This is a genomic window from Geobacter sp. AOG1 (assembly GCF_019972315.1).
Lineage (GTDB): Bacteria > Desulfobacterota > Desulfuromonadia > Geobacterales > Geobacteraceae > Geomobilimonas.
In genome coordinates this window covers 3,556,845-3,580,415 of record NZ_BLIZ01000001.1, presented here as the reverse complement: position 1 = coordinate 3,580,415, position 23,571 = coordinate 3,556,845, and the positions used below count along the sequence as shown (strand labels likewise).

22 protein-coding genes and 1 other annotated feature are annotated in these 23,571 nt (G+C 58.4%); of the genes, 19 read left to right on the top strand and 3 right to left on the bottom strand.

All coding sequences use genetic code 11. The features are described 5' to 3' along the window. The first annotated feature begins 11 nt into the window (after window positions 1-11). The 10 genes from rseP (at window position 12) to LDN04_RS16365 (ending at window position 11,649) form a co-directional block, all read left to right on the top strand. Complete coding sequence (gene rseP / locus LDN04_RS16410; RefSeq protein ID WP_223913154.1) at window positions 12-1,079, top strand: RIP metalloprotease RseP; 1,068 nt, start codon at window positions 12-14, stop codon at window positions 1,077-1,079. Window positions 1,080-1,220: 141 nt separating this feature from the next. Then, window positions 1,221-1,910, top strand: a complete 690-nt coding sequence (tsaB, locus tag LDN04_RS16405; protein WP_223913150.1) for a tRNA (adenosine(37)-N6)-threonylcarbamoyltransferase complex dimerization subunit type 1 TsaB — start codon at window positions 1,221-1,223, stop codon at window positions 1,908-1,910. 159 nt (window positions 1,911-2,069) lie between these two features. Continuing rightward, the gene (gene ilvD / locus LDN04_RS16400; protein WP_223913147.1) at window positions 2,070-3,731 is read left to right on the top strand and encodes a dihydroxy-acid dehydratase; all 1,662 of its coding nucleotides are present in this window, start codon (window positions 2,070-2,072) and stop codon (window positions 3,729-3,731) included. A gap of 102 nt (window positions 3,732-3,833) precedes the next feature. Continuing rightward, a complete protein-coding gene (ilvB, locus tag LDN04_RS16395; RefSeq protein WP_223913145.1) occupies window positions 3,834-5,534 on the top strand; it encodes a biosynthetic-type acetolactate synthase large subunit in 1,701 nt (566 codons plus the stop codon). 84 nt (window positions 5,535-5,618) lie between these two features. Then, a complete protein-coding gene (ilvN, locus tag LDN04_RS16390) occupies window positions 5,619-6,110 on the top strand; it encodes an acetolactate synthase small subunit (protein ID WP_223913143.1) in 492 nt (163 codons plus the stop codon). Window positions 6,111-6,289: 179 nt separating this feature from the next. Continuing rightward, entirely contained in the window at window positions 6,290-7,306 is a 1,017-nt protein-coding gene (gene ilvC, locus LDN04_RS16385) for a ketol-acid reductoisomerase (RefSeq protein WP_223913142.1), read from the top strand. Window positions 7,307-7,419: 113 nt separating this feature from the next. Continuing rightward, window positions 7,420-8,076 carry a phosphatidylserine decarboxylase family protein gene (locus LDN04_RS16380; protein ID WP_223913140.1) on the top strand — a complete coding sequence of 219 codons (657 nt, stop codon included), beginning with the start codon at window positions 7,420-7,422 and terminating at the stop codon, window positions 8,074-8,076. Window positions 8,077-8,105: 29 nt separating this feature from the next. Further along, entirely contained in the window at window positions 8,106-8,867 is a 762-nt protein-coding gene (gene pssA / locus LDN04_RS16375; protein WP_223913408.1) for a CDP-diacylglycerol--serine O-phosphatidyltransferase, read from the top strand. Between the two features lie 127 nt (window positions 8,868-8,994). Beyond that, window positions 8,995-9,268, top strand: a binding site (T-box leader). Window positions 9,269-9,429: 161 nt separating this feature from the next. Then, window positions 9,430-10,986: a 2-isopropylmalate synthase gene (locus tag LDN04_RS16370; RefSeq protein WP_223913138.1), complete on the top strand. Its 1,557-nt coding sequence runs from the start codon at window positions 9,430-9,432 to the stop codon at window positions 10,984-10,986. A 171-nt stretch (window positions 10,987-11,157) separates the two neighbouring features. Continuing rightward, window positions 11,158-11,649: a hypothetical protein gene (locus tag LDN04_RS16365; RefSeq protein WP_223913137.1), complete on the top strand. Its 492-nt coding sequence runs from the start codon at window positions 11,158-11,160 to the stop codon at window positions 11,647-11,649. Window positions 11,650-11,772: 123 nt separating this feature from the next. On the opposite strand, the gene LDN04_RS16360 is transcribed toward LDN04_RS16365, so the two are convergent. Both LDN04_RS16360 and LDN04_RS16355 read right to left on the bottom strand, forming a co-directional pair. Further along, a complete protein-coding gene (locus LDN04_RS16360) occupies window positions 11,773-11,973 on the bottom strand; it encodes a cold-shock protein (RefSeq protein WP_214176274.1) in 201 nt (66 codons plus the stop codon). A gap of 241 nt (window positions 11,974-12,214) precedes the next feature. Beyond that, window positions 12,215-13,243 carry a TIGR00730 family Rossman fold protein gene (locus LDN04_RS16355; protein ID WP_223913134.1) on the bottom strand — a complete coding sequence of 343 codons (1,029 nt, stop codon included), beginning with the start codon at window positions 13,241-13,243 and terminating at the stop codon, window positions 12,215-12,217. A gap of 165 nt (window positions 13,244-13,408) precedes the next feature. Between LDN04_RS16355 and LDN04_RS16350 the strand changes: the two genes are divergently transcribed. From LDN04_RS16350 to LDN04_RS16325, 6 genes are all read left to right on the top strand, one after another. Further along, a complete protein-coding gene (locus LDN04_RS16350) occupies window positions 13,409-14,692 on the top strand; it encodes a 3-isopropylmalate dehydratase large subunit (RefSeq protein WP_223913131.1) in 1,284 nt (427 codons plus the stop codon). A 139-nt stretch (window positions 14,693-14,831) separates the two neighbouring features. Then, complete coding sequence (locus LDN04_RS16345) at window positions 14,832-15,359, top strand: 3-isopropylmalate dehydratase small subunit 2 (protein ID WP_223913128.1); 528 nt, start codon at window positions 14,832-14,834, stop codon at window positions 15,357-15,359. A 164-nt stretch (window positions 15,360-15,523) separates the two neighbouring features. Then, entirely contained in the window at window positions 15,524-17,113 is a 1,590-nt protein-coding gene (locus LDN04_RS16340; protein WP_223913126.1) for a hypothetical protein, read from the top strand. After that, a complete protein-coding gene (locus LDN04_RS16335; RefSeq protein WP_223913123.1) occupies window positions 17,113-17,880 on the top strand; it encodes an ABC transporter permease in 768 nt (255 codons plus the stop codon). Before LDN04_RS16340 ends, LDN04_RS16335 begins: the two co-directional genes overlap by 1 nt. Window positions 17,881-17,939: 59 nt before the next feature. After that, window positions 17,940-18,989, top strand: coding sequence for an MlaD family protein (locus tag LDN04_RS16330; RefSeq protein ID WP_223913120.1), 1,050 nt, complete (start codon window positions 17,940-17,942; stop codon window positions 18,987-18,989). An 83-nt stretch (window positions 18,990-19,072) separates the two neighbouring features. Next, window positions 19,073-19,948, top strand: coding sequence for a carotenoid biosynthesis protein (locus LDN04_RS16325; RefSeq protein WP_223913117.1), 876 nt, complete (start codon window positions 19,073-19,075; stop codon window positions 19,946-19,948). A gap of 2 nt (window positions 19,949-19,950) precedes the next feature. Here LDN04_RS16325 and LDN04_RS16320 read toward each other — a convergent pair whose 3' ends face one another. Further along, window positions 19,951-20,715 (bottom strand): hypothetical protein, encoded by a 765-nt coding sequence (locus tag LDN04_RS16320; protein WP_223913115.1) that lies wholly within the window; start codon window positions 20,713-20,715, stop codon window positions 19,951-19,953. Window positions 20,716-20,886: 171 nt separating this feature from the next. Between LDN04_RS16320 and hpnJ the strand changes: the two genes are divergently transcribed. The 3 genes from hpnJ to LDN04_RS16305 are packed head-to-tail and all read left to right on the top strand — an operon-like array spanning window position 20,887 to window position 23,550. Beyond that, the gene (hpnJ, locus tag LDN04_RS16315; protein WP_223913112.1) at window positions 20,887-22,314 is read left to right on the top strand and encodes a hopanoid biosynthesis associated radical SAM protein HpnJ; all 1,428 of its coding nucleotides are present in this window, start codon (window positions 20,887-20,889) and stop codon (window positions 22,312-22,314) included. Continuing rightward, a complete protein-coding gene (gene hpnK, locus LDN04_RS16310; protein WP_223913109.1) occupies window positions 22,311-23,177 on the top strand; it encodes a hopanoid biosynthesis-associated protein HpnK in 867 nt (288 codons plus the stop codon). Before hpnJ ends, hpnK begins: the two co-directional genes overlap by 4 nt. Next, window positions 23,170-23,550, top strand: coding sequence for an EamA family transporter (locus LDN04_RS16305; RefSeq protein WP_223913106.1), 381 nt, complete (start codon window positions 23,170-23,172; stop codon window positions 23,548-23,550). Before hpnK ends, LDN04_RS16305 begins: the two co-directional genes overlap by 8 nt. Window positions 23,551-23,571: the final 21 nt, after the last annotated feature.

Sequence of the window (23,571 nt, the reverse complement as noted above, 5' to 3'; positions counted from 1 at the left end):
TTGAGGTTTTTATGACAAGTATCATCTCGGCAATCGTCGTCCTTGGTGTCCTCATATTCGTTCACGAACTGGGACACTTCCTCTTCGCCAAGCTGTTCGACGTCGGTGTGGAGAAGTTTTCCCTCGGTTTCGGCACCAAGATCGTCGGCTTCAGGAAAGGGGAGACCGAGTACCTTATTTCCGCCTTCCCCCTTGGCGGTTACGTGAAGATGATTGGGGAGAACGGCGATGCCGAACTCTCCGAAGCGGACCAGGCCCGCTCCTTTGCGGCCAAGCCCCCTCTGCAACGAATCGCCATTGTGGCTGCCGGTCCGGTCTTCAACCTGTTTTTCGCCTACCTGCTCTTCATCCTGATTTACATGGTAGGCGTGCCGGCGGCTACCACCAAGATCGGCGAAGTCATGAAGGACAAACCGGCGGCCCGGGCCGGCCTCATGGTCAACGACGTGGTTACCGCCATCGATGGCAGACCGGTAAAGCGCTGGGACGAACTGGCAAAGACCATCGCCGGGGGGAAGGGGCAACCGGTTGAGTTGCAGGTGCGGCGCGGCGAAGCTACCCTGACCATCCGGGTAACTCCGGAGTCCAGAAGCGGCAAGAACCTCTTCGGCGAGACGGTGACGTCGCCGGTCATCGGTGTGGTGGCGGCCGGCGAGATCGTTACCGACCGGTTCGGGCCGCTGGAGGCCTTTGTCAAGGGGAGCGCCCAGACCTGGGACGTCATCAAGCTGACCATGCTGTCGCTGGTCAAGCTGGTGGAGCGGGCCATTCCCCTCGATACCATCGGCGGGCCGATCATGATCGCCAAAATGGCGGGCCAGCAGGCGGCGGCCGGCAGTGTGAGCTTTCTCGCCTTTATGGCCCTCCTTTCCATAAACCTCGGCATCCTCAATCTGCTGCCGGTGCCGATTCTGGACGGTGGACACCTGTTCTTTTACTTCTGGGAGTTTATCTTCCGCCGACCGGTCAGCATGAAGACCCGGGAAATTGCGCAGCAGATCGGTCTGGTGCTGCTCATCGGTCTCATGGTGCTCGCCTTTTATAACGACATTGCCCGCTATTTCCTCGGCCAGGGATAAAAAACGCACCTTTTCCGCAATCTCTGCGTTGCACTTCGGGACTCCTTGTGCGGCGTAGCGCTGCTACGCCTCCGCGTCATCCCTTGAGCGCCTTGACCTTGCGGAAAATTTGCGTTTTTTGCATTTTGGAATGGAAACCGCATGAAACTTCTTACCATCGATACCTCCACGAACACCTGTAGCGTTGCCCTTTCCTGTGACGGGCGGCTGGTGGGGGAGTACCTGCTGGAGATGCAGCGGACCCTGTCGGAGCGGTTGCTGGCCGGCGTCGAACTGCTCCTGACAGGAGCAGGGTTGACGGTACAGGATATGGACGGGTTCGGCGTTGCCCTCGGTCCCGGCTCGTTCACCGGCCTCCGCATCGGGATCGCCACGGTAAAAGGGCTGGCGCTGGCCACAGGGAAGCCGGTGGCTGGTTTCTCCTCCCTGGCCATGCTGGCCATGAATCTCCCCTGGGCGGACGCGCTCGTCTGCCCCATGTTCGACGCCCGCAAGAAGGAAGTCTACACGGGGCTCTACCGTTGCCGGGAGTTGCCGGAACCGGTCATTCCCGACTGCGTGCTTTCCCCCGAAGCATTTCTGGAGCAACTCGATGGCCCCGTCATTTTCGTCGGCGATGGTGCCGTTCGGTACCGGGAAAGTATTGAGTCCCGCCTGGGTGTCCGAGCCCGCTTTGCCCCGGCCAGCGTCACCCAGCCCCGGGCTGCGGCCGGAGCTCTTCTTGCGGAAGCGGAGTTCTCCCGCGGTGCATCCGTTACAGCAGCAGCTCTTGCCCCCCTCTATATCCGCCCCTCTGAGGCGGAACTGGCCCGGTTGCAGCGGAATCCCTAACATCATTCTATTCATATTGACAGCTGTCGGTGAATGTATTATTGTTCCAATTTCACTCTTTGCGACAAGTAACTCCCGTTAATTCCAGCGATTTTTTGATTTCTTCAAGCTTTGGTTTGATGCCACCGAAATCCGTATTCAGTAGAGAGGCACCCCAGCATGCGCAGCGATACGATAAAAAAAGGGCTTGAGCGGACCCCGCACCGTGCGCTCCTCAAAGGGACCGGTATGCCCCAAAGTGCTCTGGAGAAGCCGTTCATCGGCGTGGCTACCAGTTTTACCGACCTGATACCCGGCCATGTGGGGATGCGGGACCTGGAGCGGTTCATCGAGAAGGGGGTTCACTCCGGCGGCGGCTATTCCCTGTTTTTCGGTATTCCCGGCGTCTGTGACGGGATCGCCATGGGGCACAAGGGGATGCACTACTCCCTTCCCACTCGCGAACTCATCGCCGACATGGTGGAGTCGGTGGCCGAGGCGCACCGTCTCGACGGCCTGGTGCTCCTCACCAACTGCGACAAGATCACCCCCGGCATGCTCATGGCGGCGGCACGACTCGACATTCCCTGCATTGTGGTGACGGCCGGGCCGATGATGAGCGGCCGTGGCGAGGCGGGTCGCAAGTACTCCTTCGTCACCGACACCTTCGAGGCGATGGCCCGCTACAAGGCGGGTGTCATCGACGCCAAGGAACTGGCGGTCTGCGAAGACAACGCCTGCCCCGGCATGGGATCGTGCCAGGGGCTCTTCACCGCCAACACCATGGCGATCCTCACCGAAACACTCGGCATGAGCCTTCCCCGCTGCGGTACTGCCCTTGCAGTATCTGCCCTGAAACGCCGGATTGCCTTTGCCTCGGGCGAAAAGATCGTCGAACTGGTGACCAACAACGTCACGCCTCGCCAGATCATGACCCGTGCCGCATTCGAGAATGCCATCCGGGTGGATCTCGCCCTTGGCGGCTCGTCCAACACGGTCCTCCATCTGCTGGCCATCGCCCGGGAGGCGGGGGTTGAATTACCGCTGGAGACCTTCGACCTCCTGGCCAAGGAAACCCCCCAGCTCTCCTCCATGAACCCGGCCGGCGAGTTTTTCATGGAAGACCTGGACGCGGCAGGCGGTGTGGCCGGGGTGCTGAAGCAGCTGGGAGACAAGGTGAAGGAGAGCCAGACCGTCATGGGGCTCTCCACCCTGCAGTTGGCTGCCAGTGTGGAAAATGTCGATGAACAGGTGATTCGCCCCCTGACCGATCCGGTCAAGAAGGAGGGGGGGATCGCGGTGCTGTTCGGCAACCTCGCTCCCAAGGGGGCGGTTGTCAAGCAGTCTGGTGTATCGGCGCCTATGATGCAGTTCGAGGGTACGGCCCGCTGCTTCGATGCCGAGGAGCAGGCCATGGCCGCCATTATGGAAGGGCGGATCGTCTCCGGCGATGTGGTGGTCATCCGTTACGAAGGGCCTAAAGGCGGGCCGGGGATGCGGGAGATGCTGGCTCCTACCGCGGCCATCATGGGGATGGGGCTGGGGGATTCGGTGGCGTTGATTACCGATGGCCGTTTTTCCGGCGGGACCCGCGGTCCCTGCATCGGCCACATCTCACCGGAGGCTGCCGAAGGTGGACCTATTGCACTCGTGGCGGACGGCGACCGGATTCTCCTCGACATTCCGAACCGGAAGCTGGAGCTCCTGGTTGACGAAGCGACCCTGGCGACCCGTCGGGCAGGCTGGTCCGCTCCCGAGCCGAAGATAAAGACTGGCTGGCTGGCACGCTACGCGAAAGTGGTGACGTCAGCATATACGGGAGCGGTTACCACGGCAGATTGATTTTGCGTAGGGACAGCCCCCTCTGGTCGTCCAAGGCAGGCACTGAAACCTGCCTCTACAACGTGTACGAATGATTTTGTTCCCAACTGGGAGGTATGGCAGATGAAGATGAACGGTGCGCGCATATTGCTGGAGTGTCTCAAGCTGGAAGGGGTGGAAACGGTATTCGGTTACCCGGGAGGAACGGTCATCAACCTCTATGATGAACTCTTCTCCTTCAAGGATATCCGGCATATCCTCCCGCGCCACGAGCAGGCAGGGGTTCACGCGGCCGACGGCTACGCCCGTGCCACGGGCAAGGTCGGCGTCGCCATCGCCACCTCCGGACCCGGCGCCACCAATACCATCACCGGTATTGCCACTGCCTACATGGATTCCATTCCTCTGGTAATCATAACGGGCCAGGTCCCGACTGCCCTTATCGGCAACGACGCTTTCCAGGAGGTGGATATCATCGGTATCACCCGCCCCTGCACCAAGCACAGCTTCCTTGTCAAGGACGTAAAGGATCTGGCGACCATCGTCAAGAAGGCCTTCTATATCGCCCGGAGCGGTCGCCCCGGTCCGGTGCTCATCGACTTCCCCAAAGATGTGCAGATTGCCGTCACGGAGTTTGAGTACCCGGAAAGCGTGGATATCCGCGGCTACAAGCCGACCGTTGAAGGTCATCCCCGGCAGATAGAGAAAGCGGTCTCCATGATCCTGGCATCGAGAAAGCCGGTGATCTATGTCGGAGGAGGGGTAGTCCTGGCCAACGGTGCGGAGGAACTGACTGCCCTGGCCAGGAAGCTGGGTGCCCCGGTCACCACGACCCTCATGGGGCTCGGCTCGTTCCCGGAGAATGACCCCCTGTCCCTTGGCCTGCTCGGCATGCACGGCACCTACTGTGCCAACATGGCGGTGACCGACTGCGACCTGCTCGTTGCTGTCGGTGCCCGCTTTGATGACCGGGTGACCGGCAAGATCGCCACCTTTGCCCCCCATGCCAAGATCATCCACGTGGACGTGGACCCGACCTCAATCAAGAAGAACGTCCGGGTCGATCTTCCCATCGTCGGCGACGTGAAGGGGGTTCTCGCCCGAATGCTGAAGGTGGCGACGGAGCAGTCTGCCAAGGTGAAGGAGTTTGCCAAGGAGCTCGCTCCCTGGCGTGGCGAGATCGAGGCATGGCGCACCAAGCACCCGCTCGGCTACAAGCCGTCGACGTCGGTCATCAAGCCCCAGCTGGTTATCCAGAAGCTGCGGGAACTCTCCGACCCCGACGCCATCGTGGCCACCGACGTGGGGCAGCACCAGATGTGGACCGCCCAGTTCTTCCAGTTCAACAAGCCCCGGACCCTGCTCTCCTCGGGGGGACTCGGTACCATGGGGTACGGTCTCCCCGCCGCCATGGGGGCCCAGGCTGCATTTCCCAAACGGCAGGTCATGGTCATCTGCGGCGATGGCGGATTTCAGATGAACATGCAGGAGATCGCCACCCTGGTGCAGAACCGTCTGCCGGTAAAGATCATCATTCTCAACAACAACTTCCTCGGCATGGTGCGGCAGTGGCAAGAGCTCTTTTTCGACAAGCGCTATTCCCAGACCTGTATGGAACTCCCCATCGATTTTGTCAAGCTGGCCGAGGCCTTTGGCGCCAAGGGGTTGCGGGCAACCAAGCCGAGCGAAGTGGAGGCTGTGATCAAGGAAGGGTTCACGACCCCCGGTCCGGTCATTATGGAGTTCAAGATCGCCCGGGAGGAGAAGGTGCTCCCCATGGTTCCTGCCGGTGCCTCGCTCAACGAAATGGTACTGAACGCCTGATGTCGTCTTGTAGGGGCTGCCCTGTGGCCGCCCTCTCAGGGCAACCACGCAGGGTTGCCCCTACGATTTTTCGGAGGATTCCTTATGCAACATACCATTACCGTGCTGGTTGAAAACGAGTTCGGGGTTCTCTCCCGAGTAGCCGGACTCTTCTCCGGACGCGGCTTCAATATCGATTCCCTTTCGGTGGCCCCCACCAACGAGGACACCCTTTCCCGCATGACCATTGTCACACGGGGGGATGAACAGATACTGGAGCAGATCTCTAAGCAGCTCAACAAGCTGATTGACGTGATCAAGGTGATCGACTTCACCGACGGCAGCGCCATCGAGCGGGAGATGGCCCTCATCAAGGTGACGGCGGAGGATGTGAGCCGTGCGGAAGTGCTCCGGATCGTCGATATCTTCCGGGCCAAGATCATCGACGTGACCCCCAAGTCCTATACCATCGAGGCGACCGGGGCTCCGGCCAAGATCGATGCCATTCTGGAACTGCTTCGCCCCCTCGGACTGAAGGAACTGGTGAGGACGGGGCCGGTGGCGATAGGGCGCGGTGCCAAGGGCTGGAAAGGGTAGCAACCGCCACTTTTCCGCCCTGGCGGCGCCACTCTTCGCAGCTCCTTGTGCGGCGTACCTCCAGTACGCCTCCGCGTCGCTGCTTGACTTCCTTGCCAGGACGAAAAATCGACAGTTGCTTCGTACATAGAGGAATTCAATCAGATTCACTTTGAATCAACATCACATGGAGGCAAAAAATGAAGATTTACTACGACAAAGACTGTGACCTGAGCGTACTCAAGGGGAAGAAGGTGGCGATTATCGGCTACGGTTCCCAGGGGCATGCCCATGCCAATAACCTGAAGGAGTCCGGGATCGATGTGGTGGTTGGCCTGAAAGCTGATTCCACCTCGGTGAAGAAGGCTGCCAATGCCGGCCTGACCGTTCTTACCACCCAGGAAGCGGCCAAAGTGGCGGATGTGGTCATGATTCTCCTCCCCGACGAGATCCAGGGCGATGTCTACCGTGAGGAGATCGGTCCGTACCTCAAACAGGGTGCCTACCTGGCGTTCAGCCACGGCTTCAACATCCACTTCGGCCAGATCGTGCCGCGTCCCGATGTCAACGTCATCATGATCGCCCCTAAGGGGCCGGGTCACCTGGTGCGTCATGAATACCAGAAAGGGGGGGGCGTTCCCTCTCTTATCGCGATTCACCACGATCCGGCCGGGAACTCCAAGGCGGTGGCCCTTGCCTATGCCTCTGCCAACGGCGGCGGACGGGCCGGCATCATCGAGACCTCGTTCAAGGAAGAGACCGAAACCGATCTGTTCGGTGAGCAGGCGGTTCTCTGCGGCGGCATTTCCGCCCTCATCCAGGCCGGTTTCGAGACTCTGGTGGAGGCGGGCTATGCGCCGGAGATGGCCTATTTCGAGTGTCTCCACGAGACCAAGCTGATCGTCGACCTGATCTACGAAGGGGGCATCGCCAACATGCGCTACTCCATCTCCAATACCGCCGAGTACGGTGACCTGACCCGCGGCCCGCGCGTCATTACCGACGAGACCAAGAAGGAGATGAAGAAAATCCTGAGCGAGATCCAGACCGGCGAGTTCGCCAAGGAGTGGATGCTGGAAAACAAGGTCAACAAGCCGACCTTCAGTGCCCTTCGCCGCAAGGGTGCCGAGCACCAGATAGAGGACGTGGGTGCACGTCTCCGTTCCATGATGGCCTGGATCGGCGCCTCCAAGATCGTGGACAAGTCCAAGAACTAGCGGCCAGCAACTGACAACCGGAAGGCCGGGCGGGGGAATTGCGTATAATTCCTTGCAGCCCGGCCTTTTTCTGGTTACTATAGCGCAGTTTGTTTCGTTACAAAGGATGATTGATGCGTAATCAAAATACCCCCGTCGCGCTTGAAGGGATTCCATTTCTGGCGGGTGCCGGTTCGGCAACCCTGGTCCTGATCCTGTTGGCCGGCCGTTTCCCCTTGCTCGCCGCTCCCGCAGCGCTGGCCCTAGTCTTGACCCTGTTCATCGCCTTCTTTTTCCGCAACCCCCAACGAGTCACCCCGACGGACGAACGGTCAGTCGTGGCGCCGGCCGACGGTGTGGTCATCTACTGCGGGCCGGCCCGTGAAGAACATCTGGGGGAGGAGATGCTGAAAATCAGCATCTTCATGTCGGTCTTCAATGTCCATATCAACCGGGTTCCGGTGACCGGCCGGGTGGCGGAGACTTTTTACCGTTCCGGCAAATTCCTCGATGTGCGGGATGAGCGGGCCACCTTCGAGAACGAGCGACTCGGCATGGTGCTGGAGACCGTTGCCGGGACCACGCTCGTGGTGGTACAGGTGGCGGGGCTGATTGCCCGGCGCATCGTCTGCTATGCTCGGAAGGATGACAACCTGCGGCGTGGCGAGCGTTACGGCCTGATCCGTTTCGGATCCCGTCTCGACGTCTACCTGCCACTCGCTACGGAACTGAAAGCGGCTCTGGGGGATAAAACCGTAGCTGGCGAAACGGTACTGGGGATACTCGCGTGAACGGCGACAAAATCGACATGTCGGAAAGCATGCGGAAGGGGATATATATCCTCCCCAACCTCTTTACCACCGGCAGCCTGTTTGCCGGCTTTTACAGCATGGTTGCGACCACCAACGGCGATTTCCGGACCGCTGCCATCTGGATCCTTGTCTCGTCCATCTTTGACGGGCTGGATGGCAAGGTCGCCCGGCTCACCGGCACGGCCAGCAAGTTCGGCGTGGAGTACGACTCCCTTGCCGACCTGGTCGCCTTCGGGGTAACGCCGGGGCTTCTCATGTATTCCTGGGCGCTCAAGCCTTTCGGTCGGCTCGGCTGGGTGGCGGCGTTCCTTTTTGTCGCCTGCGCCGCCCTGCGTCTGGCACGCTTCAATGTGCAGGTCGCCACGGTGGAGAGCAAGCGCTTCGTCGGCCTCCCCACGCCGGCTGCCGCCAGCATGGTTTCTTCCACCGTCCTCCTTTTTTACCACTTCGGCTGGCCCAGTTCTTTCAAGAAGCTCGCCATCCTTATTCTCATCTACTTCGTGGCATTTCTCATGGTCTCCAACTTCCGCTATTACTCCTTCAAGGACCCTGAGCTCATCAAGCGCCAGCCCTTCGTATTCCTGGTCCTGGCGGTCCTTCTCCTCACCATCATCGCGGCACAGCCGGTGATCATGCTCTTTGTCGTCTTTCTTTGCTACGTTTTCTCCGGGCCGGCCGCCTATGTGATGACCTGGCCCCGACGACGACGGCTGGAGAGAGCGGTGCACAAGAGACATGAGGCGGTCAGCCAGGGCGAAAAGCACGAGTAGAGTCGGAAGTGTCTGTCGAGAAAGTTACCGTTTTGGCAAACTTTGTTTGAAATCACCGAAATAATTAAAATGACAAAGAAAATGCCTTGACAGCCGCCGAGGGATTTTCTTATCATCAGTCAAAATCGAAAAGGCAGTGAAGAGGAGTAGTAACCGTACATTCCCTTTGACCGTTGTTTCTGGCGGTCGTCAGAGAGCTGGTGGGTGGTGCGAATCAGCAAGCGGAACCGGTGAACTCGCCTTGGAGCCGCTTCGGTGAACCAGAGTTTGAAGCTGGCTAGCCGAAGTCGTCGTGCCCACGTAACGGGTAAAAGAAGGTTTCCTTTCGACTTAAGCGGGTGGGCCGAAAGGGGACGAATGAGGGTGGTACCGCGGAGCTTGATTGAGCCTTCGCCCCTTATGCCGGGGCGGAGGCTTTTTTGTATTCTGGACCCCGTTTCTTTCGGCTTTCGGTAGTGTTCCGGGAATTCTGTGGAATACTTAGCGTGTTGTACCTGCGGTAGTACAACAGAAAACAAGTGGCGGCATACTTTTGCAGATCATCAAAGGAGGTTTTCAGGACATGGCAAAACAGACAAAATCCGAACACAAAACCATCAAGATTTTCGACACCACGTTGCGTGACGGGGAACAATCCCCCGGCGCCAGCATGAACATCGAGGAGAAGCTTAGAATCGCCAAGCAGCTGCAGAAACTGAACGTGGATGTGATCGAGGCGGGCTTTCCCATCGCGTCGGAAGGGGATTTCGAGGCGGTGAAGAAGGTTGCCCAGACCATCAAGGGGCCGGAGATTGCGGGGCTGTGCCGGTCCGGTTTCAAGGATATCGACCGCGGGTGGGAGGCTCTCCAGTACGCGGGGGAGAAGGGGCGAATCCATACCTTCATCGCCACCTCCGACATCCACATGAAATACAAGCTGAAGATGACCCCGTCACAGGTGCTCGACGCAGCGGTGAAAGCGGTGAAACGGGCAAAGTCCTACACTCCCAACGTGGAGTTTTCCTGCGAGGATGCGGTGCGGACCGACCTCAAGTTCCTTAAAGAAGTGGTTGGGGCGGTCATCGATGCGGGGGCCACAACGGTCAATATCCCCGACACGGTTGGCTATACCATCCCCTTCGAGTACTTCAACATCATCACATACCTGAAGGGAAACGTGGCCAATATCGATAACGCGGTGATCTCGGTGCACTGCCACAACGACCTGGGGCTGTCGGTGGCAAACTCCATAGCCGCGATACAGGCGGGGGCCGGCCAGGTCGAGTGTACCATCAACGGTATCGGCGAGCGGGCGGGGAACTGCTCCCTGGAGGAGTTCGTCATGACCCTCAAGACTCGCAGCGACATCCTCCCCTTCAGGACCAGCGTGGTGACGGAGCAGCTGACCCCCGCCAGCCGCCTTCTCACGACGGTGACTGGCATCGTTGTGCAGCCCAACAAGGCGATTGTCGGCGCCAATGCCTTCGCCCACGAGGCGGGAATTCATCAGCACGGCGTGCTGATGGAGAAGTCCACCTATGAAATCATGACCCCCGAGTCGGTGGGGCTGAAGACCAACGTGCTGGTGCTCGGCAAGCACTCGGGACGGCATGCCTTTAAAAAACGGTTGGAAGAGCTGGGCTACGACCTGGATGATGAAATGCTCAACAAGGCGTTCGAACGCTTCAAGGCGTTGGCGGACCTGAAGAAAGAAGTGTACGACGAAGACCTGGACGCCATCGTGACTGACGAGGAGTTGCTGCGTGTCGAGGAGAAGTACACGCTCTCCCACATAACCGTGACCTGCGGCTCCTTTGCCGTCGCCACCGCCACGGTGCAGATGGAGATCGACGGCATCCCCTGTCGGACCGCCGAACTCGGGGATGGGCCGGTTGACGCGACGCTCAAGGCGATCAAGAAGCTGACCAAGACCAAGGCAAAGCTGACCCAGTACAACGTCGGCTCCATCACCGGCGGTACCGACGCCCAGGGCGAGGTAACGGTGAGGTTGGCGGACGGGGAGCGGACGGTCATCGGCCGCGGGTCGTCCACTGACATCATCGAGGCATCGGCAAAGGCTTATATCCACGGTCTGAACCGGCTCGCCCTGAAAAAGGACCGGCTCACCGACAGTCTCTAGGAAACTCTGCTATTCGATGATAGGAGCAGGGGTGCGATACCGTACCCCTGTTTTTTTGAGGTCGGTTGCCATGACGGGCGGTTATTCCCTTTTCCCGCCTGGGGCTGGATTTGCAGGGCATCACCTGGTATGCTTGGGCAAGTCAACGTCACGATAAGGAGTCTATCCCCTATGCTGAAGCGCTTGGCACTTCTGTCGATTATCATGACTCTCCTTGCCGTCTCGTGTTGGGGCGAGGAGAGCGTTTCTCCGGGGTGGCGACGGTTCGCCTTCAACGGCAGGGATTTCCAGGAGATCATCCAGCCGAAGAAGATCTCTGTCCTGCTGAAAAACGGGTATCTTCCCGATATCGTCTCCCCAGGACAGGTGTCCCGGGAAGATGTGCTGCCGGAAGGGACCGGTGGTGTGGCCGGTATCTGCTATATCGAGACCGGAGGAAAGAAAAAGCGTGGAGGGTATATTCCCTTGGCGGGCGCTGTCATCGAGTTGTCCAGGGGGGCATGGCGAATGGCTGCACGGGCCGATGCACAAGGTTATTTTGTGCTGGCCCTGCTGCCGGGCGAGTACGAGTTGAAGCTGTTCGGGTTCAGTGGCAGATTCCGGGTCGAATCAGGTAAAAATGCGCTTGTTGCAGTCAGAGGCGGGAAGCAGGCGACGGACTAGGTAGCTTTCTTCCTGACGTCGTAGTTCCTCGGCAACATGGACATCTGATGTTTTCGAACATGACGAAAAAAGCCCTGCCAGGGTTACCCGGCAGGGCTTTTGGTTGTCACAGCTAAATAGCTGCTACAGTTTCCTGACGTTAGCGGCCTGCAGTCCCTTGGGACCGTTGACCACGTCAAAGGTAACAGCTTCGCCCTCTGCGAGGGACTTGAACCCCTCGGACTGGATGGCGGAGAAATGTACGAAGACATCTTCGCCGTTCTCCTGCTCGATGAAGCCGAACCCTTTTGCGTCGTTAAACCATTTTACCTTACCCTGAGCCATCTTTCCTACCTCCTTTGTGCGCCTCCGGATCATGTGCCGGAACTTCGTTGATGCAGTTTCCGGAGTCTTGAGGCAGGAAATGGCGAATTATTGATGAATATTTGCCAATTTCCAGGTTCTGCAAAAACTTCCGAAACTTGCTACTGTGGCACATTAACAAGGTCCACAGGGCATGTCAAGGGGAAATTAATCGTAGAATAAATTTTTTTTCACGTGAAATGCTTAGAGGTTTTATCCTGCCTCAGAACATGTTGATTCTGCCGATGAAGGCCATGAGCAGGCCGTAATGCTGATGATCGAAGTGAAGCGCCAGTCGCGGTAGCTTCAACAGGTCCGGTTCGTCCGCTTCTTCCGGCAAAGGGCTGGTGCGGGTTATCCTGGTGCCGGGGGCCAGTAATTCCGGGAACTCACTTTGCAACTCCTCGATGTTTTCCTGGGACAGTTCCTTGGTGAGCCTGATGATGAGTCGTCCGTCTACGAAGCGGAGGGAATGGTAGTTCCGGTAGAAACCGTCGATGACGGCGATTGCCTCTTCCGTGCTGCGGGTGATGGAAAAGATCGAGAAGTCCTCGGCGGAGATCAGTCCCTTGCCGAGCATGCTCGCCTTGATGAACTCGAACCAGCGGTCCCAATAGCCGCTCTCGTCGTCGATCAGAACGAGCGGCTTCGGCGATGTCTTGCCGGTCTGGATCAGGGTAAACACCTCCATCGCTTCGTCCAGGGTCCCGAATCCACCGGGGAAGACGGCAATGGCATCCGACTCCTTGACAAAGGCAACCTTGCGGTTGAAGAAGTATTTGTACGTGATGAGCCGCCGGTTTTTGAGCATCACCGGGTTGGGGGACTGCTCAAAGGGGAGGCGGATATTGACGGCAAAGGAATTCTCGCTTCCCGCGCCTTCATTGCCGGCCTGCATGATGCCGGGGCCACCGCCGGTGATGATCATGTAGCCCTGTTCGACCAGCTGCCGGCTGAAACCGACGCATTTTCGGTAAATAGGTTCATGGGGTTCGGTCCGGGCCGAACCAAAGATGGTCACTTTCTTTTTCTGCCGGTAGGGAGCAAAGACCTTGCTGGTATAACGCATTTCCTTCATGGTGTTGTTGAGCATCTTCAGGTCGGCGAGGTAATCGCTTTCCTGCCCCGACTTGAGGGCCGAAATAATCATCTCCCGCACCAGACCGGCATGGTGAACATCTTCCGCCTCCCGGATGAGGGCGTCGATCATTTCGTCAATCCTGCCGTTGGTTCTTTTAAAGCTTAATTCCATGGGGTGAGCCTCTTTTCGTGGCTAAATTCGCGCGATTATAGCATCGGGCTCCGGGAGAGGCAAATGTTAAGCGGAATCGAACAAATATTAATTTGATTTATCCCCCCGATTTGTTTACATTACCACCCGTAAAATACCATTTTACGGGTGAAAGGAACGAGTTGAATGGGCAAGACGATAGCAGAGAAGATATTTGCCAGCCACCTGGTAGACGAGCCCTTTGCCGGGACTTATGTACTGAAGCTTGATGCAGTGCTGTGCCATGAAATCACCACCCCCATTGCCATTGCGGACCTGATAGCGCGGGGGAAGGACCGGGTATTCGACGCCACAAAGATAAAGGCGGTGATCGACCACGTCACCCCGAGCAAGGACACGAAGACCGCCACCCAGGCCAAGATCCTCCGCGACTGGGCGAGGCGCCATGCCATCAGGGACTTTTTCGACGTGGGACATAACGGGGTCTGCCATGCCCTCTTCCCCGAGAAAGGGTTCATCCGGCCGGGCTACACGGTGATCATGGGCGATTCCCACACCTGTACCCATGGCGCCTTCGGTGCCTTTGCCGCCGGGGTTGGGACAACCGACCTGGAGGTAGGTATCCTCAAGGGGGTCTGCGCTTTCCGGGAGCCGAAGAGCATCCGCTTCAATCTCCATGGCACCCTCCCCAAGGGGGTGTATGCCAAGGATGTTATCCTCTTCCTCATCGGCCAGATCGGCGTGAACGGGGCTACCGACCGGGTCATGGAGTTCCGCGGCCCGGTGGTCGAAGCCATGACCATGGAGTCCCGCATGACGCTCTGCAACATGGCGATCGAGGCAGGGGGGACCTCAGGTATCTGTATGCCCGACCAGGTAACCGTCGAGTACCTCTGGCCGTTCATCCAGAACGAGTATCCCTCGAAAGATGCGGCTCTTGCCGAGTTCAGGAAATGGTGGTCCGATGACGACGCGGTCTATGACAAGGTGCTCGATTTTGACGTATCGACGCTGGAGCCGATCGTTACCCACGGCTACAAGCCGGACCAGGTAAAAACCATCACCGAGATGGCTGGTACCCCGGTGGACCAGGTTTATCTCGGTTCCTGCACCAACGGCCGCCTTGAGGACCTCCGCATTGCAGCCGGGATACTGAAGGGGAAAACAATTGCCCCGACGGTGCGTGGCATCCTGTCGCCGGCCACGCCGAAGATATACCAGGATGCCCTCCACGAAGGGCTCATCGATATCTTCATGGAGGCCGGCTTCTGCGTCACCAACCCGACCTGCGGCGCCTGTCTTGGTATGTCGAACGGCGTACTGGCCGAAGGTGAAGTCTGTGCCTCAACCACCAACCGGAACTTCATGGGGAGGATGGGTAAAGGGGGAATGGTCCACCTCATGTCGCCGGCCACCAGCGCCGCGACGGCCATCGAAGGGAAGATGGCCGATCCCAGAAAGTATCTGTAGGGGGTCGTGGCCTTTTCGCGATCGCAGCGTTGCCCGACGGGATTACTTCTCCGCGTAATCCCTCGGCCCCTCGCTCATCGAAAAATCCGCACCCTGAGAGTCCGTTTGTTACTTTATTGATCTGAAGGAGAAATCACCTATGAAAACATTCGGCGGCTCCGTGCTGTTCCTTGACCGCTCGGACATCAATACCGATGAGATCATTCCGGCCAAGTACCTGACCGAGATCACCAAAGAAGACCTGAAACCCTATATTCTGGAAGATCTGAAGCTGCCCGGTTTCGACCCGAAGGGGGCGAAGACGCGGGCAGCCCGGGTCATCGTCTCCCGTGCCAACTTCGGTTGCGGTTCTTCCCGCGAGCATGCGCCGTGGGTATTCGAGGTGAACGACATAACCGCGGTGGTGGCCGAATCCTTTGCCCGCATCTTCCGGCAGAACATGTTCAACTGCGGCATGGCGGCCATCGAGCTTCCGAAGGAAAAGATCGACCGGTTGTTAGGTTACGCCCAGTACCCCGATACCGCGATGGCGGTGGATGTGGCAGGGCAGACTGTGACGGTCAGGGGTGGGGGGCACGAGGAAACCGTTTCCTTCGACATCTCCCCCTTTGACAAGGCACTGGTTCTCGCCGGAGGTTGGGTGGATTACGCCGACAAGAAGTACTAGCCGAACGGAAGACATTGGTGCAATATTGGTGTGCAACGGCCCGCTACCGAACGCGGGCCGTTCTTTTTTGCGGCCAGGGCAGGGAAGATCGGGATGTTTTTTTGTTGACGTGGTGCAGTGTGTAGAATAGTATTTAGTGCTTATATATTAATGAGTAAGGACCTATGGGAAGCGTTAGAACCTTTGTCATAGCCTGTTGCATGGCCTGTTGCGGATTCGTCTCTCCTCTCCTGGCGGCGGAAGAGGGAGGGGCGCCCGGGGAGGGGACGATATTCACCCTTTGGCCCCTCGTGGATTATCGGGAAAGCCCCCACGAGCAGTACCGCAATCTGTCCCTGCTGGGACCGCTGTTAAAGTTCGAGCGTCATGGTGACGACAGCACGCTGGCCGCGCGTCCCTTGTTGTACCGGACCGAGGACCGTCGTGAGCAGACCGCCCAGACTTCCTATCTCTATCCCCTTGCCTCGACTGATTCCTCCCCTCGGGCGACGACGTTCCAGGTGATGCAGCTTCTCCAGAAAAACGTCTACCGCAAGGGAGAAGAAGGAGAAGAGCACAACAGCCAGTTCTTCCCCTTCTACTTGCAGGGGAGATCGAACAAGTACGGTCCCTATACGTCGGTGTTTCCCCTCTACGGTGACATATACGAGCGTCTCTGGCGGGACGAGATCCATTTCGTCCTGTTTCCCCTCTATAGCAGGACCGTCAACAGGGGAACCACGTCCCGCAATTACCTCTATCCGTTTTTTAACACGATAGAAGGGGATAAAGAGAGTGGTTTCCAGTTCTGGCCCCTCTATGGCCAGGCCGCCAAGGACGGGGTCTACCGGAAGCGTTTCCTCCTCTGGCCGTTCTTCCTGAGTGAGTCCAGGGACCTCAACACGAATAATCCCAAGGAGCGGCGCTATATCTTCCCGTTCTACTCATCTCTCGATTCGCCCCAGCGGACCTCGCGTTATTACCTCTGGCCCTTTTTCGGGCACACGGTGGACCGGGGGAACGGGGAGGCCCGGGAAGAGCCGGCAGTTTCCTCTTTCGCATTCCTCGATGTGTACGAGGAGCAGAGTAAGGGGAAACTGGAGGAATGGGACTATTTCTGGCCTTTCTGGTATACTGTCCGGAGTCCGGAAAGGACGGAAGACAGCTGGCTTCCCTTCTATGCCAGGACGGTGAAGAAGGAAACGGAAAAAACCTGGTATATGTGGCCCCTGTACCGCACGGAACGACTGGATTCTCCCCTGTTCAGGCAAGACCGGGATCGGTTGCTCTACTGGCTTTACAGCGACAATCGCGAATCGTGGCCGGTGGACGGCATGTCGCGGCGCAAGATGGCATTCTGGCCTCTCTTTGTCTACACGAGGGACCCCCGGGGAGTGATGGGATTTTCCTTCCCCGCGCCCGTGGAGCCGATCCTTGACAAGGAGGGGATAGAGAAGAACTGGGCCCCTTTCTGGCGCATCTACCAGCAGAGGTGGAATGAGCAGGGAGACTCGGCGGCATCGCTTCTCTGGAATCTCTACTGGCACGAGGCACGGGGCAAGGACCTGGCCTACGAGTTGTTCCCGCTTCTTGCCTACCGTAAAGAGAGTCAATTTACCGATTTCCGGTTCCTGAAAGGGCTCATCGGATACCGTAACCAGGCTGGGACGAAACGGCTGACCCTTTTCTGGCTTCCGTTCGGTATCGACTGGGGTGAGGTTACTGCTGCACAATCTCCGGCAACGTTGCCGGCCGGGGCAGGGAGTACACCGTAATGCTTGAGCGGATAGGGAAAAAAATACTCAATTTCTGTGACATCGTCGGCGACCTGCTGATCATGTTCAGCCAGACCCTCTATTTTTTCCGGGAGGCGCCGCGCAATCTCCAGAGCATCTTTACCCAGATAGCGATCATCGGTTATGAAACCGTGCCGGTTGCTTCGGTGATGGCGTTCTTCGTCGGGATGGTCCTCGCATTGCAGACCGGTGTGGAACTTAACAAGTACGGCGGGCAGAACATCATCGGCGCAATTGTCGGTCATTCCATGGTGCGGGAGCTCGGACCGGTCATGACCAGTTTCCTCGTGGCAGGGCGGGCCGGTTCCGCCATGGCGGCCGAGCTGGGGGTCATGCGGGTCTACGAGGAGATTGATGCCCTGAAGACCCTGGACATCAACCCGGTACGGTACCTGATCATGCCTCGCCTCATTGCCAGCCTCATCTGCGTTCCGGCACTGGTCATCTACTCCGATGCCATCGGGATTATCGGCGGCGCGATCATCAGCAACCTGCACCCTAAGATCTTCGTTTCCTACACCACGTATTATGACAGCCTGACGGATGCCCTGAAGATCCGGGAAGTGGGAAACGGCCTGATAAAGTCGGTGGCGTTTGGTGGCATCATCGCCCAGGTATGCTGCTATGTCGGATTCAAGACGTCCGGGGGGGCACGGGGGATCGGTCTTTCCACCACACGGTCGGTGGTCTGGTCATTCATGCTCATTCTTGTAGCGGATTATCTGCTGACGAGGATTTTAATGTAAGCCAAACTTGCCGCTTTCCCTTGTGAATAGGCGGTCCAGGATTGCAGGAGGGATTGAAGATGGCTCTAACCGTTGAAAAAAAGGTTGGTATATTCTTTGTTGTCGGATTGATTGTCCTTGGCGCCTTGCTTGAGGTAGGCGAAAAGTGGAATCCCTTTGAAAAGAAAGTTTCGTACCGGACCTATCTGACAAGCATAACCGGCCTCAAGGTGGGTGACCCGGTCCGGCTGTCCGGCGTGGACGTGGGGAAGATCTCCACCATTACCATTCTGGACGACAAGATTCAGATCGATTTCGATGTAACGCCCGGAACCAAGATCCGGACCGATTCGGTCGCGGGGCTGCGCCTCACCAACCTCCTCGGGGGTCAATTCCTCGGCATCACCTTCGGTTCCCCCAACGCCCCGCTTCTGGAGCCGGGGGGGACGGTAAAGGGGAAGGACGTTGCCAACATCGACGTTATTGTGGACAATGTGAGCGACCTGACCAAGGATGCCAAAAAGTTCATCGAGGAGTTGAACAAGAATCAGAATGATGTCATGCACAAGATATCCGGCATACTCGATGACAACCGTGCCAACCTGCGGGACTCCGTCGCCAACATCAACAGCATAACCGCCAAGTTCGACCGGGGTGATGGCTCCCTTGCGCTCCTCCTGAACGACAAGGCCCTCTACAACAACACCAACGAGGTGACCACCAATCTCAAGGATATCACCGGCAAGATCAGTCGCGGGGAGGGGAGCGTCGGCAAGCTGGTGAATGACGATGCCTTTTACAACGATGCCAAGGTGGCAATGACCGATATCCGGGACAGCATGAAGGATGTAAAGGATATCGCCTCGAAAATCAACAAGGGAGAGGGGACCATCGGCAGGCTGGTGAACGACGGAACGCTCTATACCGAGTTGCGGGATGCCTCGAAGAACATCAGCGAGATTTCCCGGAAGATCAACGAAGGGCAAGGGACGCTCGGCAAGCTGGTGAACGAGGACGGTCTCTACCGGGATACTACCGCCGCCATGAAGAAGGTGGAGAAGGCGGCTGAAGGGCTTGGAGACAGCGGCCCCATATCGGTCCTCGGTTCCATCATCGGCACTCTTTTCTAGCTGGCATGTCCGGCGGCAACTATAGCTGAAGAACAATCACACATGGCGCGAAATTTCGCGCCATTGTTTTTCCGGAGCACTCAATGGATGATTTCCTGCAGATTGCCGTCGGCACGTTTACCATGCGGCCCTACGTGTTCGCCTTTTTGATGGTCTACCTCGTTGCGGCGGTGCTGCACCTGGGGTGGCGGACGACGCTTCTCTTCACGGTCTGCGGCTATCTGGTTTCGTTTGCATCGGAGGTCAGTTCCATAACTACCGGCTTTCCTTACGGCTGGTATTACTACCTGGATGCCACAAAAGACCGCGAACTCTGGATCGCCGGCGTTCCGTTCTTCGACTCTCTCTCCTACGTGTTCCTCTGCTACTGCAGCTATGCAACAGCGCTCTGGACACTGTCTCCCGTCAAAGTCCGGAAATGGGACGTCACCACGCTGGAGACCCGCGCCATACGCCGCTCCTTTGCCGCGCTCCTCCTCGGCTCCCTCTATCAGGCCTTTCTCGACATCATCATCGATCCGGTCTCCCTGCAAGGCTCTCGCTGGTTCCTCGGCCAGATTTACGGCTACCGGGAACCGGGACTCCATTTCGGCGTTCCCCTTTCCAACTACCTCGGATGGTGGCTCGTGAGCGCAGTGATGATTTTCACTCTGCAACGTCTCGACTCCGCCACCCAACGGCGCCTGTCGGGCGATGTTCCACCGCGCGGGGTGCGACACGTGCCTGGCAAGGCGCTTCTCGGTCCCGTCCTCTACCTGTCGGTGGTCATCTTCAATCTGACCGTTGCCTGGCTGATCGGGGAACGGCTCCATTTCCTGACGGGGGTGTTCATCTACACCCTCCCGACCGTCATCGTTCTCGTGCTGATTGTCCGCCGGGCAAACCGTTACAGCAAGGACGAGCTGGCCGAACACCTGCGCGATTACCCCTGGTCACCATCGACTAGTCGTAGAGGATAGATTCAGAGCTCAGCCAGGAGAACCTCCACCACGCGCGCCAGGGTTTCTCCCGCCTGTTTCGAATTCCGTGCCAGCCGCACGAGCTGAGGGATCAGCCAGGGGCGGCGTGTCAACGACCAGAGCACCCGGTGCACCCTGATGTTCATGTTACGGTCGGTGAAGTCGGTAATGTTGAATTCCAGTTCTTCAGCCGCGTCGTCGCTTATGGCCCGCACGGCCAGCAGCGGTATTCCCTCCCGTGCGGCTATCTTTGCCACGGCGGCCGTCTCCATCTCCAGCACCGGATTGACCACACCGGCCGGCAGAAGCCGGGCCGTATCCCGTTTCGCCAGGATGGTCCCGGCCGTGACACAGGTTCCACGGCAGACCTGGAAGGATGTTCCCGCCAGTTTACTCTGCAGCAGGCCGATGGCTGTTCCCGCCAATTCCGGAGATAACCCCTGTTGTTCCGAGAAGAGCCGTTCCCGGGCAAACAAAAGTCGCTGGGCTATGACCACGTCGCCGATCCCGAGGCCGGGGGTGACCGCGCCGGCCAGTCCGAAGTTGATGACGAAGTCGGGTGCGACGGTGGCGATCAGTGTGGCCGTTGCACGGGCTGCCTTCTCCGGGCCGAGACCCGACTCCACCAGGCACGCATCGCGGCTGCCTGCACGAAACCGGTAAAGGGTGAAATCGCCGGCCGTTTCCCGTGCATACATTCCAACGCGGGCGAGGAGCGGCTTGATCTCTTCCGGCATGGCGGCAATGAGACCGATGGTAGTTGGCATACTCTCTCCCGGTGAAATTAGTCGCACGACACTCGAAATCTAGCAGACAGGCTGTTGCCAGGCAACCGAAAAACGGCGGTGTCGGTCTTTAACCTTGACAAAATCCATCCCCCCGTCTATCTTACAAGTTTGCTTTTTTTGAAAAAAGATGAGCAGTTACAGGAGCTTTTGATGAAACCCCTATTCCTCAACCCCCCCACCTTCGAAGATTTTGATGGCGGCGCCGGTGCCCGTTACCAGGCATCCCGCGAGGTCACCTCCTTTTGGTACCCTACCTGGCTCTGCTACCCGGCCGGCATGATAGAAGGCTCCCGGGTGGTCGATGCCCCGGTGCAGCGCCTGGACCTGGCCGGTTGCCTGGCCATTGCCAAGGATTACGACGTGGTGGTGATGTACACCTCCACCCCGACCCTGTCCATCGATACGACCACGGCTCGCGCAATCAAGGCCCAGAAGCCGGGGACCGTGGTTGTCTTCACCGGCCCCCACGTCACCATCCAGCCGGAGGAGACGTTGCGCTTCACCGCTGGGGCCGTGGACATCGTCTGCCGCGGCGAATTCGACTACGCCATTGTCGAACTTTGCGAAGGGCGGGAGTGGGAACGGATCCAGGGGATCAGCTTCATGCGCGACTGCAAGGCCCTGCACACCGAGGACCGGCCGATCCTGACCGATCTGGACGCACTCCCCTTCGTCTCCCAGGTCTACAAGCGGGACCTGCCGATTGAAGAGTACATCATTCCCCACTTCAAGAGCCCCTACGTGGCCATCTACACCAGCCGCGGCTGCCCGGCCAAGTGCACCTTCTGTCTCTGGCCCCAGACCTACTCCGGCCAGCGGATGCGCACCCGTTCCCCCCAGAATGTCTATGAAGAGGTGAAGTGGATCAAGGAGAACCTCCCCCATGTGAAGGACATTTCCTTTGATGACGATACCTTTTCCGCCGATCGCAAGCACGCCCGGGCCGTGGCCGAACTGATCAAACCCCTCAATGTCTCCTGGGTCATCAATGCCCGGGCCAACTGCGACTTCGAAACCCTCAAGATCATGCGTGACGCCGGCCTCCACCACGTCATCGTCGGTTTCGAGAGCGGCAACGAGCAGATCCTGAAGAACATCAAGAAGGGGGTCTCGAAGGAACAGGCGATCCAGTTCGTCAAAGACTGCAAGAAGCTTGGCATCACCATCCATGGCGCCTTCATCATGGGGCTTCCCGGCGAGACCCGGGAGACCATCAAAGAGACCATCGAGTACGCCAAGCGGCTCGATCTCGAGTCGATCCAGGTTTCCCTGGCTTCTCCTTACCCGGGCACCGAGTTTTGGGAGCAGTGCAAGCGCGAGGGGTGGATTGCCTCGGAGAACTACATCGATGACACCGGGCACCAGATGTGCGTCATCAACTACCCCCATCTTTCCAACCAGGAGATTTTCGACGCGGTGGAGCGGTTCTACAGCAAGTTCTACTTCCGGCCCAAGTATATCGCCCGGAGCATCGGCAAGATGATCGTGGACGCTGACGTACGGCGCAAGCTGCTCAAAGAAGGGAAGCAGTATTTCGAGTACATGAAAAAACGGAAGACCGCCCAGCCTGCGAAATGAAAGAACTGATTGTCAATGCCGATGATTTCGGCCTATCTGCAGGGGCCAACCGGGCGATCATCCGGGCTTGGCAGGAGGGGATTCTCACTTCCGCCTCCCTGATGGTCGGAGGCCGAGGTTTCGACGAGGCGGTGGAACTGGCCAGGGCCAATCCCGGCCTCCAGGTGGGGCTCCACCTCACCCTCCTCCAGGGACGGGCCGTGACTGAGCACCGGGGTTTCCCTGCCCTGGCCCACCGGGACGGGAATTTCGGCAACGATCCGGTCCATGTGGGCATGAGGCTATTCTTCGTCAAAGCCCTCCGCAAGCAACTCGTCCGGGAGATCGAGGGACAGCTGGAGCGGTTTGTTGCCACGGGAATTCCCCTCTCCCACGTTGACGGCCACCTGAACATCCACATGCATCCCACCGTCTTCGCCATTCTGGCGGAACTCATGCCCCAATACGGCATCACCACCTTCCGCCTCTCCCTGGAGCGGCTTGGCGTGGAATTGGAGATCGACCGGCGCCGTATGGTGGGGAAGGCCGCAGATGCCTTCATCTTCAGCCGCCTGGCCGCCGCCTGCCGGCCGGTGTTGGACCGGATGGGAATCCGCTATGCCGGCGAGGTAAAAGGGCTTCTCAATTCCGGGCGGATGACGGAGGAATATCTGCTGTGCGCCCTCGACCGGCTGAGGGAAGGGATGACGGAAATCTATTTTCACCCCGGTTGCCATCCCGATGGGGAGCTTGCCCGGTGGATGCCGGACTATCAGCACGAGGCGGAACTGGCGGCGCTGACGAGCCCGCGGGTGAAGGAAAAGCTCCGGAACTTGGGAATAAAACTCAGAAACTATCGGGGGGAAGAGAAAGCATATGCTTAAAACAGTTGTGGTTATGCTCATGGCAGTAACCGCCGGAACCGTCGGCGACCTCCTGCTGGCCAAGGGGATGAAGGAGATGGGGGATATCTCGGCCATGAACCTGCGGGGTATACTGAACGCGGCCATTCAGGCCCTCACCACCCCGAAACTGATGGTCGGCACGGCCATGCTGGCCATCTTCTTTTTTCTCTGGCTTGCGGTTCTTTCCTGGGAAGACCTGACGGTCGCGCTTCCCATGCAGGCTTTGAACTATGTCCTCGTTGCCTTCCTATCCCAGTATTTTCTCGGAGAGGTGGTTTCACCCACCCGCTGGGCAGGAACGGTCCTCGTCTGCATAGGGGTGATGCTCATTACCAAAAGCGGCGGGGCGTAGTGCCGGGCTTTGCAAAGGTAA

Coding starts and splice junctions, on each gene's coding strand:
- rseP (WP_223913154.1), top strand. CDS start 12: ATGACAAGTATCATCTCGGCAATCGTCGTCCTTGGTGTCCTCATATTC.
- tsaB (WP_223913150.1), top strand. CDS start 1,221: ATGAAACTTCTTACCATCGATACCTCCACGAACACCTGTAGCGTTGCC.
- ilvD (WP_223913147.1), top strand. CDS start 2,070: ATGCGCAGCGATACGATAAAAAAAGGGCTTGAGCGGACCCCGCACCGT.
- ilvB (WP_223913145.1), top strand. CDS start 3,834: ATGAAGATGAACGGTGCGCGCATATTGCTGGAGTGTCTCAAGCTGGAA.
- ilvN (WP_223913143.1), top strand. CDS start 5,619: ATGCAACATACCATTACCGTGCTGGTTGAAAACGAGTTCGGGGTTCTC.
- ilvC (WP_223913142.1), top strand. CDS start 6,290: ATGAAGATTTACTACGACAAAGACTGTGACCTGAGCGTACTCAAGGGG.
- LDN04_RS16380 (WP_223913140.1), top strand. CDS start 7,420: ATGCGTAATCAAAATACCCCCGTCGCGCTTGAAGGGATTCCATTTCTG.
- pssA (WP_223913408.1), top strand. CDS start 8,106: ATGCGGAAGGGGATATATATCCTCCCCAACCTCTTTACCACCGGCAGC.
- LDN04_RS16370 (WP_223913138.1), top strand. CDS start 9,430: ATGGCAAAACAGACAAAATCCGAACACAAAACCATCAAGATTTTCGAC.
- LDN04_RS16365 (WP_223913137.1), top strand. CDS start 11,158: ATGCTGAAGCGCTTGGCACTTCTGTCGATTATCATGACTCTCCTTGCC.
- LDN04_RS16360 (WP_214176274.1), bottom strand. CDS start 11,973: ATGGCTCAGGGTAAGGTAAAATGGTTTAACGACGCAAAAGGGTTCGGC.
- LDN04_RS16355 (WP_223913134.1), bottom strand. CDS start 13,243: ATGGAATTAAGCTTTAAAAGAACCAACGGCAGGATTGACGAAATGATC.
- LDN04_RS16350 (WP_223913131.1), top strand. CDS start 13,409: ATGGGCAAGACGATAGCAGAGAAGATATTTGCCAGCCACCTGGTAGAC.
- LDN04_RS16345 (WP_223913128.1), top strand. CDS start 14,832: ATGAAAACATTCGGCGGCTCCGTGCTGTTCCTTGACCGCTCGGACATC.
- LDN04_RS16340 (WP_223913126.1), top strand. CDS start 15,524: ATGGGAAGCGTTAGAACCTTTGTCATAGCCTGTTGCATGGCCTGTTGC.
- LDN04_RS16335 (WP_223913123.1), top strand. CDS start 17,113: ATGCTTGAGCGGATAGGGAAAAAAATACTCAATTTCTGTGACATCGTC.
- LDN04_RS16330 (WP_223913120.1), top strand. CDS start 17,940: ATGGCTCTAACCGTTGAAAAAAAGGTTGGTATATTCTTTGTTGTCGGA.
- LDN04_RS16325 (WP_223913117.1), top strand. CDS start 19,073: ATGGATGATTTCCTGCAGATTGCCGTCGGCACGTTTACCATGCGGCCC.
- LDN04_RS16320 (WP_223913115.1), bottom strand. CDS start 20,715: ATGCCAACTACCATCGGTCTCATTGCCGCCATGCCGGAAGAGATCAAG.
- hpnJ (WP_223913112.1), top strand. CDS start 20,887: ATGAAACCCCTATTCCTCAACCCCCCCACCTTCGAAGATTTTGATGGC.
- hpnK (WP_223913109.1), top strand. CDS start 22,311: ATGAAAGAACTGATTGTCAATGCCGATGATTTCGGCCTATCTGCAGGG.
- LDN04_RS16305 (WP_223913106.1), top strand. CDS start 23,170: ATGCTTAAAACAGTTGTGGTTATGCTCATGGCAGTAACCGCCGGAACC.